Origin of the sequence: Acinetobacter sp. YH16053 (assembly GCF_013417035.1) — a bacterium.
In the GTDB taxonomy this organism is placed as follows: Bacteria; Pseudomonadota; Gammaproteobacteria; order Pseudomonadales; family Moraxellaceae; genus Acinetobacter; species Acinetobacter towneri.
In genome coordinates, this window is sequence record NZ_VPEP01000002.1 from 158437 (window position 1) to 175688 (window position 17252).

Below are 17252 nucleotides of genomic sequence, written 5' to 3' on the forward strand. Positions count from 1 at the left end.
AGAAAATTGCGTTTAGATCGTCAAATTTTCTTGAATGTATTGCAAATTCGGTACATGAAAGACCTGCTCACCCATACGGACATATTGGAATACCGCAGGATCAGTCGTGGTTTGTTGGTCATCATCTACCACTTCAGAAATACGCAAGCGCAGGGTTTTAGGCATTTCATTGCACATCAAAGCAAAACGCTGCTCCATTTCATCGCCTTCAATCACCAGTGCCACGCCCATTTTTTTCTCTGGGTCATTGACCGCATAAACAGGCAATTGCGATTCGTGCCATTCCACAGTTTTAACTTGAGTGGCGTTATCCAGCGCTGACAACACAATATTTTGAGGTATCAGCATCGGGGGTTTACCATGACATTCAACAATATAAGCATCAATAAAACCGGTAGATACGGTAATTAAATGTTGCAGCTCTTGCTGACTGATTTGCCCGAGTAAATTTGGACTATTCGTCTGACTCATCGTTTACCCCTGACTAACTGCTAATAATTGTTCAATATTGGCAAGCAATTCTGCCTCTTGGAACGGTTTACCCATGTAATGCGTCACACCTAAGCTAAACGCTCGTTCGCGGTGTTTTTCACCTGTACGTGACGTAATCATGATGATCGGCAGATTGCTATGCATGTCGTGGTGGCGTACAAGGTTAGTCACCTCAAAACCATCCATACGTGGCATTTCAATATCCAGTAACATCAAGTCAGGTTTGACGTTTTCAAGCTGCTCCATGGCATCGACACCATCTTTGGCAGTCACGATGTCATAACCTTGACGCTCAAGCATACGTGAAGTTACTTTACGTACGGTGACTGAGTCATCCACAATCATAATTAAGCGGCGTGTATCACGACGTTGGCTATCACGTTGATCGCTGGCTTGTTTAGTACGTTGCGTTGCAAGAATTTGACGGGCAATGTTCTGACCATCCAAAATCAAACAAACTTGACCATCACCCAAAATAGTTGCGCCTGCAATTGCACCAATGCTTGAGAACTGTTGTCCAATTGGTTTCACAACAATTTGACCACGCGAACCAATCAACTGATCGACTAGTAAAGCAATGGTTTGACCTGTGCTGCCTTTAATTAACAGAACAGGTAGTGAATGACCCACATGGCTTAAACGCGGTAATGGCTGATTGCCAACGAACTCAGATAAGTAACGTAACTTGTAGTTCTGGTTGTCAATTTGGAAGAAATCTTCATTGCTGTTGAAGTAAGATTCCAAAGTGGTTGGTGCAATACGTACAATACGGTCAATTTGCGCCAACGGTACAGCAAATTGTTGATCACCAACTTTAACCATTAAGGCATCGGATACCGCAACCGTCGTTGGTACACGAATACTAAAGGTTGTGCCTTGACCTAATGTTGAATCTACAGAAACGTGACCGCCGAGCGCCTTAATCTCACTTTGCACCACGTCTAAACCAACGCCACGACCTGAAATTTGTGTAACCGATTGTGCTGTTGTAAAGCCTGGGTGGAAAATGTATTGCAGAATTTCATTTTTATCTAAATTCTGATCGGCTTTGATTAAACCTAAGCTCAATGCTTTTTCTTTAATCTTAGCATCATCAATACCCTTACCATCATCCACAAAAGTCACCATAACATCTGTGCCTTGGCGAGTAATGTTCAGTTCAATTTTACCAACTTCAGGTTTATTGGCTGCAGCACGTTGTGCAGGGTCTTCAATACCATGGTCAACCGCGTTGCGCAGCATGTGTTCAAACGGTGTCACCAAACGCTCTAGAATGGTACGGTCTAATTCACCTTCAGTGTTATAAACCACCAATTCTGTCGGACGGTTTAAGGTCGATGAAGTCTGACGCACAATACGTTGTAAACGTGGCAATAAACGTGAGAATGGTACAAGGCGTGTACGCATCAAGCTTTCTTGAATTTCAGCCTGAATACGTGATTGTTGTAATAACAAACCTTCGGCATCACGAATTTTTTCAGCCAAGGTGCTCTTAAAGTCCACCAAGTCCGATGCAGATTCCGCCAGAGATTTAGACAACTGATTCAACGATGAATATTGGTCCATCTCTAATGGGTCAAAGTCTGCATAACGTGAGTTTTCAGAACCATGCTTGGCAATAATTTGCGATTCCAGCTCGCCTTCCATTCGGCGTAACTGATCGGCAAGACGTTTAATCGCCAATTCCATCTCATTCAACGTACCGCCTAGTTGCCCAAGCTCCATTTCAATACGTGAACGGTTAATCGAGTTCTCGCCTGACAAGTCAATCATCTTCTCGACTAAATCGGCAGAGATACGAATCATCTCATTGCTATTATCCAGCTGTGTGGTTTCGCCCCACTCACCCGACATTGCAGGTGGCTCTGTACCATCACCCTGAACAAACTCATAACTACGGCTTGGCGATAACAAGTCGGTATGCGTTAAACGCTCGGGCAATTGCGCAGATACATCTACAAACTGCATCGCCGACAAGCTCGATTTCAGACTATCATAATTGCTGTAATCGGCTTTAAAGATAGCATCACGCAACCAAGCCAACGTGGTTTGTAAAAGTGCATCGTAAACATTCGAGTTAAACTGATGTACAGCAAACTGTTCAAAGGTACTTTCAAGCTGGTAGGCGATTTGAGCAACTGGCTCAATTTCAGCCATACGTGCGCCACCTTTTAAGCTGTGTGCAGCACGTTGTAACTGTAGCAAAATACTACGGTCACTACGTTGCTCAAACCAATGTTTCAAGCGCTGATCCGCAGAATCTAAAATTTCTTCAGCTTCTTCACGGAAGGTTTCTTCTACTATAGAAAGCAGTTGTTCGTCTTCAGACTCAACCGTGGTTTCAGGTGCTACAGTTTCAGTGATTGGCTCAAATACGGCTGCAGGGGCATCTTCAAGTTCAACTGAAACATCATCTGCCAATACTTCTTCTGCAGGCTGCATCTCAGCTTCAGCTTCGGCGTCTGTTTCAACTTGTGCTGTCTGCTCTTGTTGCATTGAAGGTTGAACAGCGGTAGTCGTTTCAACCGACTTACCTTGTGACAAGCTAACAATGTCAGCCAAAATCGCAATAGATTCTGGCGCTGCATAGTCCACACCTTCTTCACGAATGGTTTGAATACGGTCTGCAATGTCGTCTTGTACTAAGCGAATAATTTGAATCAACGCAGGTGAAACAACAATTTGGTTGTTGATAATGCGCTCATAAATTGATTCGAGGTTATGCGCAATCAAACCAATATGCGTTGCAGCAATCATATTCGCACCACCTTTTAAAGTGTGCAAATAACGCATCAGGTTGTTTAATGCTGATGTATCGCTGGCGTCTTTAGACCACGTGTTTACATCTTCATCCATCCCCACCAAAAGTTCTTCGGCTTCTTCAAGGAAGATGTCCTGTAAATCTGGATCAAAGTCTTTATTGGCATCTGCTGCGTGGATATTTTGACGGTCAGCAGCAATACGCTGTGACAATTGCGCCAAGTTTACCGCACCAGAACTTTCAGTAGCTGCAAGCTCTGACGTAGTCTCTACACTTTCTACTTCAGCAGGAGCAGTTTCAGTGACTTGATCAGTTGCTGCAATCGTGCTTTCAGATGTTTCAAGCGCTAAATCTTCAATATCTTGCTGTACAAATGCAGTTAAGTCATTCAGCGTTTTCTGAATATCTTCAGTTACTGTGACACGCTGCCCAGCGGCCAAAGTGTCAAATAAGTGGATAAACTCTTGATGTGCCTGCGCAAATAGCTCGTAAGCATATTCTGAATTTAGCAACACTGGTTGAGCTAAAACACGGTCATACGCTGCTTTCAGCTCTTGAGTAAATTGATGAATACCAATAGATGCACGGTTATCTGTATGATCCACCAACAATTGTGCCTGCGCACTCAATTCTTGCAAATAGTCTGGATACTGTGCTTGTGCCAATTTATCAAATTCAAACTCAGCATCAAGTAAACGGTCAATATTCAGTTCAATTAATTTAGAGACCAAACCTTGAGGATTGGCTAATTCATCAGTGTCGCTGCTGCTAAAGCCGTAGTTATCCCACGCTTTGTTATAGGTGTCATAAATGACATCTAAACCATCACAACGTCCTTGACGCAGAATATGCAAATAATCACGTACAAATTCTGCATATTGAACTAACAATGCTGTTTCTTTAGAGGTCGATTCAATTTCATCTTGCACAAAGGCTTTGAATAAGTTTTCAACTTTAGAGCTTGCTTCAAATACCTGCTCAATTTGCGCCATAGACGAACTGCCGCGCAGTGTATGTAAAGCACGAATTAAGCCATTATAGTCTTGTGAGTGAATCTGATCTTGCGCCAAGAACTGATCAATTGTTGCTAAATGCTCTTCAGCTTCTTCCACAAAAATAGCCAGAGTTTCAGCCAATAGGCTTGCATCAGCAGCCTCTTCTTGTGCAACTTCTGTCTGCGGCATTTCTTCAGCAGTTATTACGTCTTCAGATGATTCAACTGCTGTGACTACTGCTGTTTCAACTGCAGCATCCGCCAATTCTAGCCCTATCAGTATATCAGTTGCAGTCAGTTGATCCGCTAGAACTAGCAACTCTTCCAGTGCAGGTTCAGGACTTTGGTTTTGCTGTAATTGTTGTCCTAAAAGCACCAATGGGCGTAAATCAAGATCAATTAAACCGACTTGCTTAAAAATTGGATAAAGCTTGTATTGATAAATATTTAAAACAGTTTTTGCGTATTTTTGAATATCAGTATTGAGTGTTACCGCACCCGAAAGCACACGGTTTAAAGTATCTTCAACCGTCCATGCCAATTCGCCCGCAGACTTCGCACCCACCATGCGACCCGAGCCTTTTAAAGTGTGAAAGTGACGACGAATAGTCACTAAAGTTTCTTGATCTGTTGGGTTAGCAAACCAAGTAGTAAATAATGGATTTAATTCTTCGAAGATTTCTTCAATTTCTTCGACAAAAATTTCAAGAATTTCCGCATCTTGCTCAAGATAACTATCTTCAGGAAGCGTCATTGTTTCGACTAAATTTTTTAATATTTCTTTCATAGCTAAGGCTTCTTACGTTTTCAGCACCAAAAGGCACTTCAACTTAATTGTAACCATCCTGAATGCCCCTAACCCAAAAGTTAAGTTCATCTTTGCGATGCTTTATCTCTGAATGATGGTGTACCCATAACTGTGTATAGGTACACCTTTCCCCAAGCTGGAATCCCGCTTATTCAGGTAGTTTAAAGTCAGTTACAGATTCACGTAATGATTCTGCCATGTTGGCCAACTCAGATACCGAACGTGCAGTATCGAAAGTTGCACTGGTCGTTTGCGAGGTAATTTCCTGTACAACGTTCATCGTGGTTGCAATGTGACCTGCAGAAGCAGACTGAAGTTTTGCAGCGTCCGAAATGTTAGAAATCAATTTCGCAAGGTTGGTTGATACCGTTTGAATTTCATCCAGTGCAACACCCGCATCCTTAGATAAGTTCGCACCACGTACAACTTCCGATGTGGTTTGTTCCATCGAAATTACGGCTTCGTTGGTATCAGTCTGAATGGTTTTAACCAGTGTTTCAATCTGTTTAGTTGCAGATGCTGAACGTTCCGCTAGACGCTGTACCTCGTCGGCTACGACTGCGAAACCACGACCTGCTTCACCCGCCATAGATGCCTGAATTGCTGCGTTTAATGCCAAAATGTTAGTTTGGTCGGCAATATCGTTAATCAAGGCAACGATGTTACCAATCTCTTGTGAAGATTCACCCAAACGCTTAATACGCTTAGAGGTTTCTTGAATCTGCTCACGAATGATATCCATACCTTCAATTGAACGGTTTACAACGTCTGCACCATTCGATGCAATATGTACTGAACGTTCTGCTACCGCTGCTGATTCTTCAGCGTTGGCAGATACTTGGTCAATTGACATTGCCATTTCGTTAATTGCGGCAGATGCACCTGCAATTTCTTGCGCCTGATGCTCAGATGCTTCAGCAAGCTGGTTGGTAATGTTCTGTGTGGTTGCCGTATATTGTGCAACTTCGTGCGATGTTTCGTGAATACGCGATACAAGGTCACGTAATTGGTCAATTGCGAAGTTAATCGAGTCGGCAATGGCACCCGTGAAGTCTTCCGATACTGTTGCGTATGAACGTAAGTCACCATCCGCAAGGTCGGCAATCTCATCAAGTAAACGTAAAATCGCGTTCTGGTTACGGTCATATTCATCTTGTAGACGAACCACGCGAGTTTTATCGGCTTCACCACGTAAGTTCAAGAGTTTGAATACACAGAATAAGAACGCAAGTAATGCTGCAATTAAGCCAATTGCAGGAATTGCAATAGACCAACCTGAACCGCTAGACAATTTATTTAAATTGGTTAAAAGCTTATCTGACTGATCAAAAATAGAAGATGATGCCTGACGTACTTTTACAATTTGTGTTGAGTTATTTAAAACTGTTGCAGCAGCAGATTTCAATACATCTTCATATTCTGCTTGAATACCTTCTAATGAACTACGTAAATCTTCTTGAGTAATACGTTGTACACCAAGTTCCACACTACCATTTAACTGTGCTGCCAAGTAAGCACCAAACGTTTCGGTATCGGCACTAAAGTCATCTGCAGATTCACGTGAACTGTCTGTACCTGTTAATACAGAACTGATTGAACGTAAAATACGTTCTGCAATGAATACTTGGTTCTTTGCAATAACCACCTGGCTACTTGGCATGTCTTGACGTGCCATTTGGTCAACCATCAAGTTATATTCAGCCTGAATACCCGGAATGGTTTCAGCAATTGCAATGTTGGTGTCATAGAGTTGGTTAATGATTTTTTGTTGTGAAGCAATCAAATCAATATTTTCAGAAACCGATTTCCACTGTGTTTCTACTTCACGCAAGGTATCCGTATTTGGGTGAATATCTTTCACTGTTTCTAAGTTTGCAGCAAAGGCTTTTTGTGAATCTGTTAAGTTTTTAATAGATTCAGGCGTACCTGATGCAGTCGCTTCAGTTGCTTGACGTGAAATGGTTTGTGACAACAGACGTAAATCACCCAAACTACGGGTAAAATCGTTATTACGCGGCACGCTATAAAAAAGGTATAACAACAGGAAAAGCGATAAGATGATACAAAAAGCTGCGCCTAAAATAAGTGGCTTAGATTTTTCTGTTTCGCCAAATACACTCGCAAACTCTTCTGTTCGCGCCTGTAATTTTGCAAAAAAACCTGGACCACTTGCTTTACGGACGGTTTCTTCGCCTGAATTTTTCTTTTTAAGTTTAAAGCCCATGCAGCTTCTCCCCGATTGACGCCTTCATTTTTTAGGTGCGCGACAGTTAATTTATAAATTTTATAGATGCGTTCATGTATTTTGGGTTTTGCAATAAACGACTAAATAAGAAAACATGCCATTGTTGGTTATGTTGGTGAAAATACCCCTGACAATATTCTTGTAAATTACTATCTAAATCATTGTGTTTAGAAAAGAAACTTTTCTTATTAAAGTGCTGTATACCCAAAACTTGATCTACAACTAAACCGACATAATGGTCATTATGACTAATACACATTACTTTTTGAGTAGGTGAATATTGGCTGCTTTGCCCAGAAACATAATGTGCCAAATCTGAAACTGAAAGTAATCTTCCGCGAATATTCGCTAAACCTACTACCCAAGGTTGGGTATTTGGCACTGGCGTATATTTCGGTGGATAAATAACCTCAGAAACTTCTCCTAATGGAGCAACGAAATATTGCCCCATCATCTCAAAAGCAATGCCTGACCAGCGGTTTACCTCATTTTCGGTACTAACGTAGTTTTTGTTTCCACGTTTAGATAACCGAAGCAATTCAATAAAACCATTTGCAGCCATAGCTTATCCTGCATTAAGGTGTTGATTAATCACATCAATTAATTGTTTTTCGTCAACAGGCTTAGTTAAGTAATCGCTTGCACCTTGGCGTTTTCCCCAAACACGATCAGTTGCCTGATCTTTGGTACTCACAATTACAATTGGAATGTGTTTGGTGGTGTCACCACGCGAAATTTGACGTGTTGCCTGAAAGCCATTCACACCTGGCATAACCACATCCATTAATACTAAATCTGGTAATTCAGCTTGCGCCATGGTCACGCCATCTGCACCATTCGCTGCTTCAATGACTTCAAAACCATGCTTGGTCAAGATTTCTCTGAAGCGGAATGTTTCTGTAGGTGAATCATCTACAATAAGAATACGAGCCATTATTTTCCCCAATAAATCTAACTAACTAATAATTATGCTGTCACGTGGTTACGAATGGCGTTTAATAATTCATCTTTACTAAATGGTTTAGTCAGATACTCATCAGAACCTACTACACGTCCTTTGGCTTGGTCAAATAAACCATCTTTACTTGATAGCATAATGACAGGAATGTTTTGGTAGTTTTGCGAGTTTTTAATTAAGGCACACGTTTGGTAACCATCTAGGCGTGGCATCATAATATCTACGAATACGATATCTGGATTTGATTCGGCAATTTTGGATAAAGCTTCAAATCCATCAACTGCGGTAACCACTTCACAACCTTCACGCTGTAGAAGTGTTTCAGCTGTACGGCGAATGGTTTTTGAATCATCAATCACCATGACTTTTAGATTTTGGAATTTATCGTCCATTCAATGACCCTTCCCATTTTTGTTTGTACAAGCAACTGAGTAGAAAAATTTTACACATTGATCGTATTTTTAACATATCTTTACTTGTAGTTTCAATGAACATATTTAGTGTAAAGCTACACTTTTACACCATTATCACCAAACCGCTCACACTTTCGTGTGACCATTGATATTTTTTTATCGGTTGTATTTTTTTAATTCCTAATTTTGATCTAATATAACACTATTATTACGTGTAATTTAAGTAATTTAGTCAACTTTATTGTGGGGGACAACGTGAGCACTTTTTTTGCAAAATCACTCGCTGTAAAATTAAAACAAAATAAGCAGTCACTCAAATTGGGCATGCTTGCGTTACTGCTATTGCCCTCTGCCCCACTCATGGCTGACAGCCAGAACAAAGCGGTGTGGTATCGCTATTATGATCAACATGGCGTTGCAAATATTAGTAGTAATGTGACACCTAATCATATTCGTCATGGTTATGAAGCATTAGACCGTAACATGCAAGTAATTCAGCGCGCACGTCCATACAACACCGAAACGGATATTAAAAAAGCCCCACAACGTGCTGCTCAAGCGTATCAAATGGAATCTGATCAGCGTTTGAAAAACGCCTATACCAATAGTCAAACTGCAATCACCAAACGTAATAACGCTTTAGCGCATATTAAAAAGCAAATTATTTTCCAACAAGAACAACTCAAACAGTTGCAAAACGACCGTATTACTTTTAAACGTCAAGAAATGGAATATTTACGCAAAGTCAAACCTGTGCCTGCACAACTAAAAACCAATTTGGACAATAACTTAAAAAACATCGAGCTTAAAAAAGATATGATTCAATCTTTACAAACAAGCTATCGAAATACACAAGCAGAATACGACAGAATTATTACTCGCTTAAAAGCACTTGAATAGTTGATTTGAATTACCTTGTCATTTTGGCAATCAATAAGGACAAATATGCATGCACATTGCACAGCGTATCGCAGTTAGGTTTAATCGGCAGCATTTACCCATTTTTCGTATTGGTGCAATCGGTTTATGTATTTTGCTGAGTGCCTGCCAAAAAACAGAAACTGAAAATAAAACAACAGTATCAGAAAAAATTGAACTCATTCAGCAAGATTTAGTGACACCACAACAAGGCAGCGCAATCAGTAAAACTGCCTTTACAGGCACAGTGCGTGCAGTCAATCAAAGTAGTATTCAAGCACAGGTGACTGCCACAGCAACTTCAGTCTATGTCAAAGTGGGCGATAGCGTACAACGTGGTCAAACCTTGCTACGCTTAAATAATCAGGATAATGCTGCGCGTTTAGCACAAGCTCGCGCCAATTTAGCTGCAACGCAAGCGCAAGCCAACCAAGCCCGCAACATGATGCAACGAAAAAAACGTTTGCTCGATCAGGGTTTTATTTCACAAGTGGAATATGAGCAAAGTCAGTTAGATTATCGTGCGCAAATGGAAAATGTACGCGCCCAACAAGCCAATGTCGATATTGCACTAAAAGCCGATCAAGATGGCACGATTACCAGTCCAATTCATGGTGTCATTACCCAACGTCAAGTTGAGCCTGGGCAAACTGTGGCTGCAGGACAAACCTTATTTGAAGTCGTCGATCCGAACCAATTAGAAATTCAAGCGAAATTACCAAGCGACTTACAAGCCGCACTCAAAATTGGTCAAAAAATTGAATATCAACTCCAAGGACAAGCAAACACATTTAATGCACAAATTAGCCGTGTTTCTCCTGTTGCGGATTTAGCCAGTCGTCAAATTGAATTTTTTGCGACCCCGCTTGAGCGTCTTCCCTCTTTAAGTATTGGGGCATTTGTGGATGGTTATATTTTAGCGAACACGACAATTTCAGGGCAAATCATCCCACTCAATACCATTCACGATATCCAAAACAAACCTTATGTTTGGGTGATTCGAGATCAAAAAATTGCCCGTGTAGATATCACAGTTTTAGAACAGCGCTATAGTGACAATACTGCCGTCATTCAAGGCTTACAGAGCAGTGATCTAGTCAGTCGAGTGGTGTTCAACCCCGATCAAATTCAGCAGCAGGTGATCATTCAAAATAACCCTCAATAAATTGAATTTCATCTCAATGCAGTAGTGCAGATGTCCAATAAATAAAAAATCAGGATCGTTGTTATGTGGTTTACCCGAGTTAGCGTCAAGTATCCCGTTTTTACCATCATGATGATGTTTTGTCTAATGGTGCTTGGCTTGGCTTCATGGCAACGTATGGGCGTGGAAGAATTTCCTGACGTCGATTTTCCGTTTGTAGTGGTTTATACCAGTTATCCGGGTGCATCACCTGAAACAGTTGAATCTGAAATCACCAAGAAAATGGAAGATCAGATCAACACCATTTCTGGACTCAAACAACTGGTTTCACAATCCAGTGAAGGGCTATCTACTATTATTGCCGAGTTTAATTTAGATGTTCCTTCGGCAGTGGCGGCACAAGATGTACGCGATAAAATTTCGTCTGTCAGTGCAGGGTTTCGAGATGAAATTCAAGACCCAGTGGTGGAGCGCTACGATCCAACTGCCAATGCAGTGATGTCGATAGTTTTTGAATCCTCACAAATGTCCTTACGCGATTTAAGTTCCTATTTAGATCAACAAGTTGTACCGCAACTACGCACTGTGTCTGGTGTCGGAACTGTTAATTTATTGGGTGATGCACAGCGACAAATTCGGATTGAGGTAGATCCACAAAAGTTAATGAGTTTTGGCTTAGGTGTAGATCAGGTCATCAACACGCTCAAAGCTGAAAATATTGAAGTACCTGGCGGCACACTCAAACAAGCCAATAGTGAATTGGTGGTCGAAATCCAATCCAAAGTCATTCATCCTCTGGCTTTTGGCGATTTAATTATTGCCAATAAAAATGGTGCGCCCATCTTTTTAAAACAAGTTGCCACAATTCAAGACAGTCAGGCAGAGCTGGAAACCAGTGCATTTTTAAATGGGCAAACTGCGGTTGCTGTCGATATCTTGCGTAGTTCAGACTCTAATGTCATTGAAGTGGTAGATAACACTTATAAAACCTTAGAACGTATTCAAACCCAACTGCCTGCTGGCATGACTGCAAAAGTCGTGGTGGATTCTTCTAAAGGGATTCGTGGCAGTATCCGTGATGTAGCGCGCACCATTATTGAGGGTGCGATTCTGGCAGTCCTGATTGTACTGTTGTTTCTTGGTTCATTCCGTTCTACCGCCATTACAGGATTGACCCTGCCAATCGCCCTACTCGGCACACTCACCTTTATTTGGGCATTTGGCTTTACCATCAACATGATGACCTTACTGGCGCTCTCGCTCAGTATTGGCTTATTGATTGATGATGCAATTGTGGTACGTGAAAATATCGTGCGTCATGCCGATATGGGTAAAGACCATGTCACGGCTGCTTTAGATGGTACTAAAGAAATTGGCTTAGCAGTTTTAGCAACCACCTTAACCATTGTGGCGGTATTTTTACCTGTGGCATTTATGGGCGGCATTATCGGACGCTTTTTTTATCAATTTGGTGTCACCGTCAGTACTGCCGTGCTGATTTCCATGTTTGTCAGTTTTACGCTGGATCCAATGCTTTCTGCACACTGGGCAGAAAAACCAAATCCGAATAAAAAACCTGGACGAGTAAAACGCTTCTTAAACTGGATTTCCAACAAACTCGACAATTTAAGTCATCATTATGAAAAACTTTTAAAATTAGCACTACGATTTCGCGTTATCACCTTATTGATTGCCGTGGGTTCATTATTTGCAGCACTCGGATTATCCAAACTGATTGGCACAGAGTTTGTACCTGTACCCGACAAAGGTGAAATTCGGATTAAATTTGAAACACCTGTGGATGCCTCGCTTGAATATTCACAAGCAAAATTAAAACAAGTAGATCAAATCATCCGTCAACACCCTGAAGTACGTGCGACTTACGGAGCCATTAACAGCGTGACAGATCGCGGGAAAAATCATGTTAACTTGCGTGTAACTGTCAGCCCGCGTAATGAACGTCAACAAACGCTGACCGAACTCAATAACGAATTTCGCCAGCGTCTACAAAGTATTGCAGGCATCACCATTACCTCTGTCGCATCTGCCGATGAAACGGTTTCTGGTGGGCAAAAACCTGTGATGGTGTCTATTAAAGGCCCTGATTTAGCAGAATTACAAAAAATCTCTGACCGCTTTATGACTGAAATTGCTCAGGTGAATGGTATTGTCGATTTAGAAAGCTCGCTAAAAGCTCCTAAACCTACATTAGGTGTTCATATTAACCGTATCCTTGCCAGCGATTTAGGGCTATCGGTAAATCAAATTGCCAATATTATCCGCCCACTGATTGCGGGGGATGATGTCACCACTTGGCAAGATGAACGTGGCGAAACCTACGATGTCAATGTTCGCCTTACAGAAAACCATCGTAGCTTGCCGAGCGATGTGCAAAATATGTATTTAACTTCACAAAAAACCGATGCCAATGGACAAAATATTTTAGTGCCTCTAGCAAGTGTGGCGAAGTTTGAAGAAAGTTTAGGTGCAGCGCAAATCAACCGCCGTGATTTGGCCCGTGAAGTTTTGGTCGAAGCTAACACTGCTGGACGTCCTGCAGGTGACATTGGTGCCGACATTCAAAAAATTCAGGATAACTTTAAATTACCCGCAGGTTATAGCTTCGACACTCAAGGCGCCAATGCTGACATGGCTGAATCTGCAGGTTATGCACTGACTGCAATTACCCTGTCTATTGTGTTTATTTATATTGTTTTAGGTTCGCAATTCAACAGTTTCATTCACCCCGCAGCAATTATGGCTTCCCTACCTTTATCGTTGATTGGAGTATTCTTGGCACTGTTTATTTTTAACTCGACCATGAACCTGTTTTCTATTATCGGTATTATTATGCTGATGGGATTGGTCACCAAAAATGCGATTTTACTAATTGATTTTATTAAAAAAGCTATGGATCAGGGCGATTCACGTTATGATGCAATTATAGCTGCAGGGAAAACCCGTTTACGCCCTATTTTAATGACCACCAGTGCAATGGTGATGGGGATGGTGCCACTCGCACTTGGCTTGGGTGAAGGCGGCGAACAAAGTGCGCCTATGGCACACGCAGTCATTGGCGGTGTAATTACATCCACCCTACTCACCTTGGTGGTCGTACCTGTCATTTTCACTTACTTAGATGATTTTAAGAATTTTATGTTACGCCAAACGCGTAAACTGATTTCTTAAAATCTCACGCAAAGTCACACAATCGTTCTGGCTAAATTTTAACGCAAGTTTAGCCCGATTTTTATTGTATAATCTGGCTTTGAAAAAACTCCATTTAACGCTTCACTTTTTAGGACAGTTTCCATGCGCGCGAGTCGCTTTTTATTTGCTACGTTAAGAGAAACCCCAAACGATGCCGAGGTGATTTCTCACCAGCTGATGTTACGTGCGGGTATGATTCGTAAATTGGCTTCAGGTTTATATACTTGGCTGCCAATGGGTGTACGTGTGCTAAATAAAGTTGAAGCCATTGTTCGTGAAGAAATGAACCGCGCAGGTGCTTTAGAAACCTTTATGCCTGTCACTCAGCCTGCTTCACTTTGGGAAGAATCAGGTCGTTATGTGCAATACGGTCCTGAATTACTACGCTTTAATGACCGTCACGACAATCCTTTTGTACTTGGCCCAACACATGAAGAAGTCATTACCGATTTGGCACGTAATGAATTAAAAAGCTATAAGCAATTGCCAATCAACTTCTATCAAATTCAAACTAAATTCCGTGACGAAATTCGCCCACGTTTTGGGGTAATGCGTTCACGCGAATTTATTATGAAAGATGCTTATTCTTTCCATACCGATCAAGCTTCTTTACAAGAAACCTATGATGTGATGTACGACACCTACTGCCGTATTTTCTCGCGCTTAGGTTTAGACTTCCGCCCAGTACAGGCAGATACAGGTTCTATTGGTGGTTCAGGTTCACATGAATTCCACGTTCTGGCTTCAAGCGGTGAAGATGATATCGCCTTCTCTACCGAATCTGATTATGCAGCCAATATTGAAATGGCTGAAGCTATTTTGGTGGGTGAACGTGCTGCTGCAACCCAAGAACTCAACATTGTGGATACACCAAACCAAAAAACCATTGCGGAAGTTTCTGCATTTTTAGGTACAAATAGTAACCAATCAGTCAAAGCGCTCTTGGTTCAAGGTATTGCAGATGAAACAGGTCAAGTGCCTGTGATTGCATTATTCCTGCGCGGTGACCATGAACTCAACGAAATTAAAGCAGAAAAGCATCCACAGATTGCAGCACCACTTACTTTTGCAACCGATGCACAAATTGCAGCGTTAGGTTTAACTGCTGGCTTTGTTGGTCCACAAGGTTTGGTTGAAAAAGGCATAACTGTGATTGTAGACCGTGCTGCATCAGTACTGTCTGACTTCGTTGCAGGTGCAAACCAAGTTGATCAACACGCAACAGGTGTGAACTGGGTACGGGATGCACAATATACTGAAGTTTACGATTTACGAAACGTCGTTGAGGGCGATCCATCTCCAGATGGTCAAGGAACTCTACAAATTAAACGCGGTATTGAAGTCGGTCATATCTTCCAGCTTGGTACTAAATACTCTGAAGCGCTGGGCTGCAAAGTATTAGGTGAAGATGGCAAACCGTTTACTGTTACCATGGGATGCTATGGGATTGGAGTCACACGTGTCGTTGCCTCTGCCATTGAACAAAATTTTGATGATAAAGGGATTATTTGGCCTGCAGCCATCGCACCATTTGAAATTGCGATTGTACCAATGAACGCACATAAATCACCTCGCACATTAGAAGCAGCAGAAGCACTTTATGCTGAACTTCAAGCTGCGGGTTATGATGTATTACTGGATGATCGTAATGAACGTCCTGGGGTGAAATTCTCTGACCTTGAGCTTACAGGTATTCCGCACCGTATTGTGATTGGTGAGAAAGGTTTAGATGCAGGTACTTTTGAATATAAAGGTCGTCGTGATGCTGAATCTAGCAACCTAACGAAAGAAGAATTACTCATCAAAATTGCCAAATAAGATTGAACACTGAGTATAAAAAATCCCGCACAAGTTGCGGGATTTTTTTCATTTGGAATTAACAGAATTTCATACCACCATAACAGTTAGGGGTAACGTTTTGGTTATTTAAAAGCTTATCCTTTAATGTAATCGTAGCTGGATTTCCTGTTGCATAATTCGTAAATTGACCTACATTAATATTCAATTTTTTTTCAACAGCTACGCCAGCCAAAGAACCTAAAGCCTCAAAAGCACCAACATCAATTGGTTCGGATTTATTGAGCAAATAGTCACTAATCGCTGTAGCTACTTGTGGTAATACCGCAGAAATATCAACCTTATCTGTTGTTGCTAAATATCCCAGTTGTATAGGTTCTTTAAAAGACATCCACCACCCTTGTTGAGCAACATCACCCTGATCGGCTCCTTGCCAATGCACAGGTTTACTTTGCAGAGATAAATACCCTCCTGTGCCATTGAGTGGAATATTGTGAATCATATTTAGGGCTTGGACAAAAGTAATATCCATATTAAGTTCATCCAAACTCGAGCCTGCTGACATTTTAAAGAATGAGTGTGTCCCAAGAGAACCAAATAATAAAGCAGGGAATTCTACATAAAGCTGGTCTTGAGAGAAATCAGGAGTTCCTTGAACACTACCCGGTAAACTCTTACCCGGCTCTGCAACAGCTAAAGGAATAGAAGGAATAGAAGAGCGAATACCACTCACTTTGGCAGCAGTCATACGTTGACCCGTAACCACCGTTTCTGGCATAGTAAAATCTACTTTCATAGAAGGAACTGTAATCCCTGTATGCCCTTCTGTTCTAACACCATTTGTAAATGGCTTACTATCAAACTGTCTTGTTTGCCCCAAAGCCTTTAAACGACCAGAAATAATTTCATCATCGGTCATACCAAATGTCGCTTGCTCAGTAAATGAATGACCTTGAGTTTGTGCCATTTTCATATAACCACTAAAACTTTTAATCCCGTCATTTGGGTTTTGTACGTTATCTGTACCCAAAGTCAGTAGACCTAAAATTTCTTCAGCACCTAAGCGAAAACCAACCACTTCACGTGTTGACGCACTATTTCCACTAATCGCAAACTCAATAAATGGATTGGTAATTTGCGCACTAGTACCCGCACGTTCACCATTAAACTTTGGACTACCTGTTGAATCATAAGATTCATTCAAGCCACTTAATGCAATATTGGAAATATCAATATCACATCCCGCTTTACTACCAATCGCATTATTTACACCACCACAACCCAATTGTAGCGTTTTAATGTTGGCATTGAGCTCCATGAGTGCATCAACACTCAGCTTATAAAAGTTGAGCCCTTGTGATTGATCTGTCGCAGTCATCAGGTTCAAAAGTGCCTGACCTTGTACATGAGATAACTGATCATCATTTAAAGCCTGCATCGCTTGAGCAGAATTGAATGAAAAAGCTGTACTTAAAATAGATGCAACTAAAATTGTTTTTTTCATTTTATTTC

General features: G+C 41.4%; 11 protein-coding genes. 4 read left to right on the forward strand and 7 right to left on the reverse strand.

Going from position 1 to position 17252, the window contains the following annotated elements; translation table 11 throughout:
* Positions 1-12: 12 nt before the first annotated feature.
* The 6 genes from FTV43_RS02535 to pilG all read right to left on the reverse strand — a co-directional run bounded on the left by FTV43_RS02535 (position 13) and on the right by pilG (position 8650).
* The gene (locus tag FTV43_RS02535) at positions 13-471 is read right to left on the reverse strand and encodes a hypothetical protein (protein WP_179994792.1); all 459 of its coding nucleotides are present in this window, start codon (positions 469-471) and stop codon (positions 13-15) included.
* A 3-nt stretch (positions 472-474) separates the two neighbouring features.
* Entirely contained in the window at positions 475-5034 is a 4560-nt protein-coding gene (locus FTV43_RS02540) for an Hpt domain-containing protein (protein WP_179994793.1), read from the reverse strand.
* A gap of 169 nt (positions 5035-5203) precedes the next feature.
* Positions 5204-7279, reverse strand: a complete 2076-nt coding sequence (locus tag FTV43_RS02545) for a methyl-accepting chemotaxis protein (RefSeq protein ID WP_179994794.1) — start codon at positions 7277-7279, stop codon at positions 5204-5206.
* A gap of 46 nt (positions 7280-7325) precedes the next feature.
* The gene (locus tag FTV43_RS02550; protein ID WP_004975527.1) at positions 7326-7862 is read right to left on the reverse strand and encodes a chemotaxis protein CheW; all 537 of its coding nucleotides are present in this window, start codon (positions 7860-7862) and stop codon (positions 7326-7328) included.
* A gap of 3 nt (positions 7863-7865) precedes the next feature.
* A complete protein-coding gene (locus FTV43_RS02555; RefSeq protein ID WP_004975526.1) occupies positions 7866-8234 on the reverse strand; it encodes a PleD family two-component system response regulator in 369 nt (122 codons plus the stop codon).
* 32 nt (positions 8235-8266) lie between these two features.
* Positions 8267-8650: a twitching motility response regulator PilG gene (gene pilG, locus FTV43_RS02560; RefSeq protein WP_004975524.1), complete on the reverse strand. Its 384-nt coding sequence runs from the start codon at positions 8648-8650 to the stop codon at positions 8267-8269.
* Between the two features lie 276 nt (positions 8651-8926).
* Between pilG and FTV43_RS02565 the strand changes: the two genes are divergently transcribed.
* The 4 genes from FTV43_RS02565 (at position 8927) to FTV43_RS02580 (ending at position 15761) form a co-directional block, all read left to right on the forward strand.
* Complete coding sequence (locus tag FTV43_RS02565) at positions 8927-9571, forward strand: hypothetical protein (RefSeq protein WP_131261508.1); 645 nt, start codon at positions 8927-8929, stop codon at positions 9569-9571.
* Positions 9572-9620: 49 nt separating this feature from the next.
* A complete protein-coding gene (locus FTV43_RS02570) occupies positions 9621-10754 on the forward strand; it encodes an efflux RND transporter periplasmic adaptor subunit (RefSeq protein ID WP_004975519.1) in 1134 nt (377 codons plus the stop codon).
* A 63-nt stretch (positions 10755-10817) separates the two neighbouring features.
* Positions 10818-13922, forward strand: a complete 3105-nt coding sequence (locus FTV43_RS02575; protein WP_179994795.1) for an efflux RND transporter permease subunit — start codon at positions 10818-10820, stop codon at positions 13920-13922.
* A gap of 123 nt (positions 13923-14045) precedes the next feature.
* Positions 14046-15761, forward strand: coding sequence for a proline--tRNA ligase (locus tag FTV43_RS02580; protein ID WP_179994796.1), 1716 nt, complete (start codon positions 14046-14048; stop codon positions 15759-15761).
* Between the two features lie 58 nt (positions 15762-15819).
* On the opposite strand, the gene FTV43_RS02585 is transcribed toward FTV43_RS02580, so the two are convergent.
* On the reverse strand, positions 15820-17244 hold the full coding sequence (locus FTV43_RS02585; RefSeq protein ID WP_179994797.1) for a hypothetical protein: 1425 nt from the start codon (positions 17242-17244) through the stop codon (positions 15820-15822).
* Positions 17245-17252 lie beyond the last annotated feature (8 nt).

Coding starts and splice junctions, on each gene's coding strand:
- FTV43_RS02535 (WP_179994792.1), bottom strand. CDS start 471: ATGAGTCAGACGAATAGTCCAAATTTACTCGGGCAAATCAGTCAGCAA.
- FTV43_RS02540 (WP_179994793.1), bottom strand. CDS start 5,034: ATGAAAGAAATATTAAAAAATTTAGTCGAAACAATGACGCTTCCTGAA.
- FTV43_RS02545 (WP_179994794.1), bottom strand. CDS start 7,279: ATGGGCTTTAAACTTAAAAAGAAAAATTCAGGCGAAGAAACCGTCCGT.
- FTV43_RS02550 (WP_004975527.1), bottom strand. CDS start 7,862: ATGGCTGCAAATGGTTTTATTGAATTGCTTCGGTTATCTAAACGTGGA.
- FTV43_RS02555 (WP_004975526.1), bottom strand. CDS start 8,234: ATGGCTCGTATTCTTATTGTAGATGATTCACCTACAGAAACATTCCGC.
- pilG (WP_004975524.1), bottom strand. CDS start 8,650: ATGGACGATAAATTCCAAAATCTAAAAGTCATGGTGATTGATGATTCA.
- FTV43_RS02570 (WP_004975519.1), top strand. CDS start 9,621: ATGCACATTGCACAGCGTATCGCAGTTAGGTTTAATCGGCAGCATTTA.
- FTV43_RS02575 (WP_179994795.1), top strand. CDS start 10,818: ATGTGGTTTACCCGAGTTAGCGTCAAGTATCCCGTTTTTACCATCATG.
- FTV43_RS02580 (WP_179994796.1), top strand. CDS start 14,046: ATGCGCGCGAGTCGCTTTTTATTTGCTACGTTAAGAGAAACCCCAAAC.
- FTV43_RS02585 (WP_179994797.1), bottom strand. CDS start 17,244: ATGAAAAAAACAATTTTAGTTGCATCTATTTTAAGTACAGCTTTTTCA.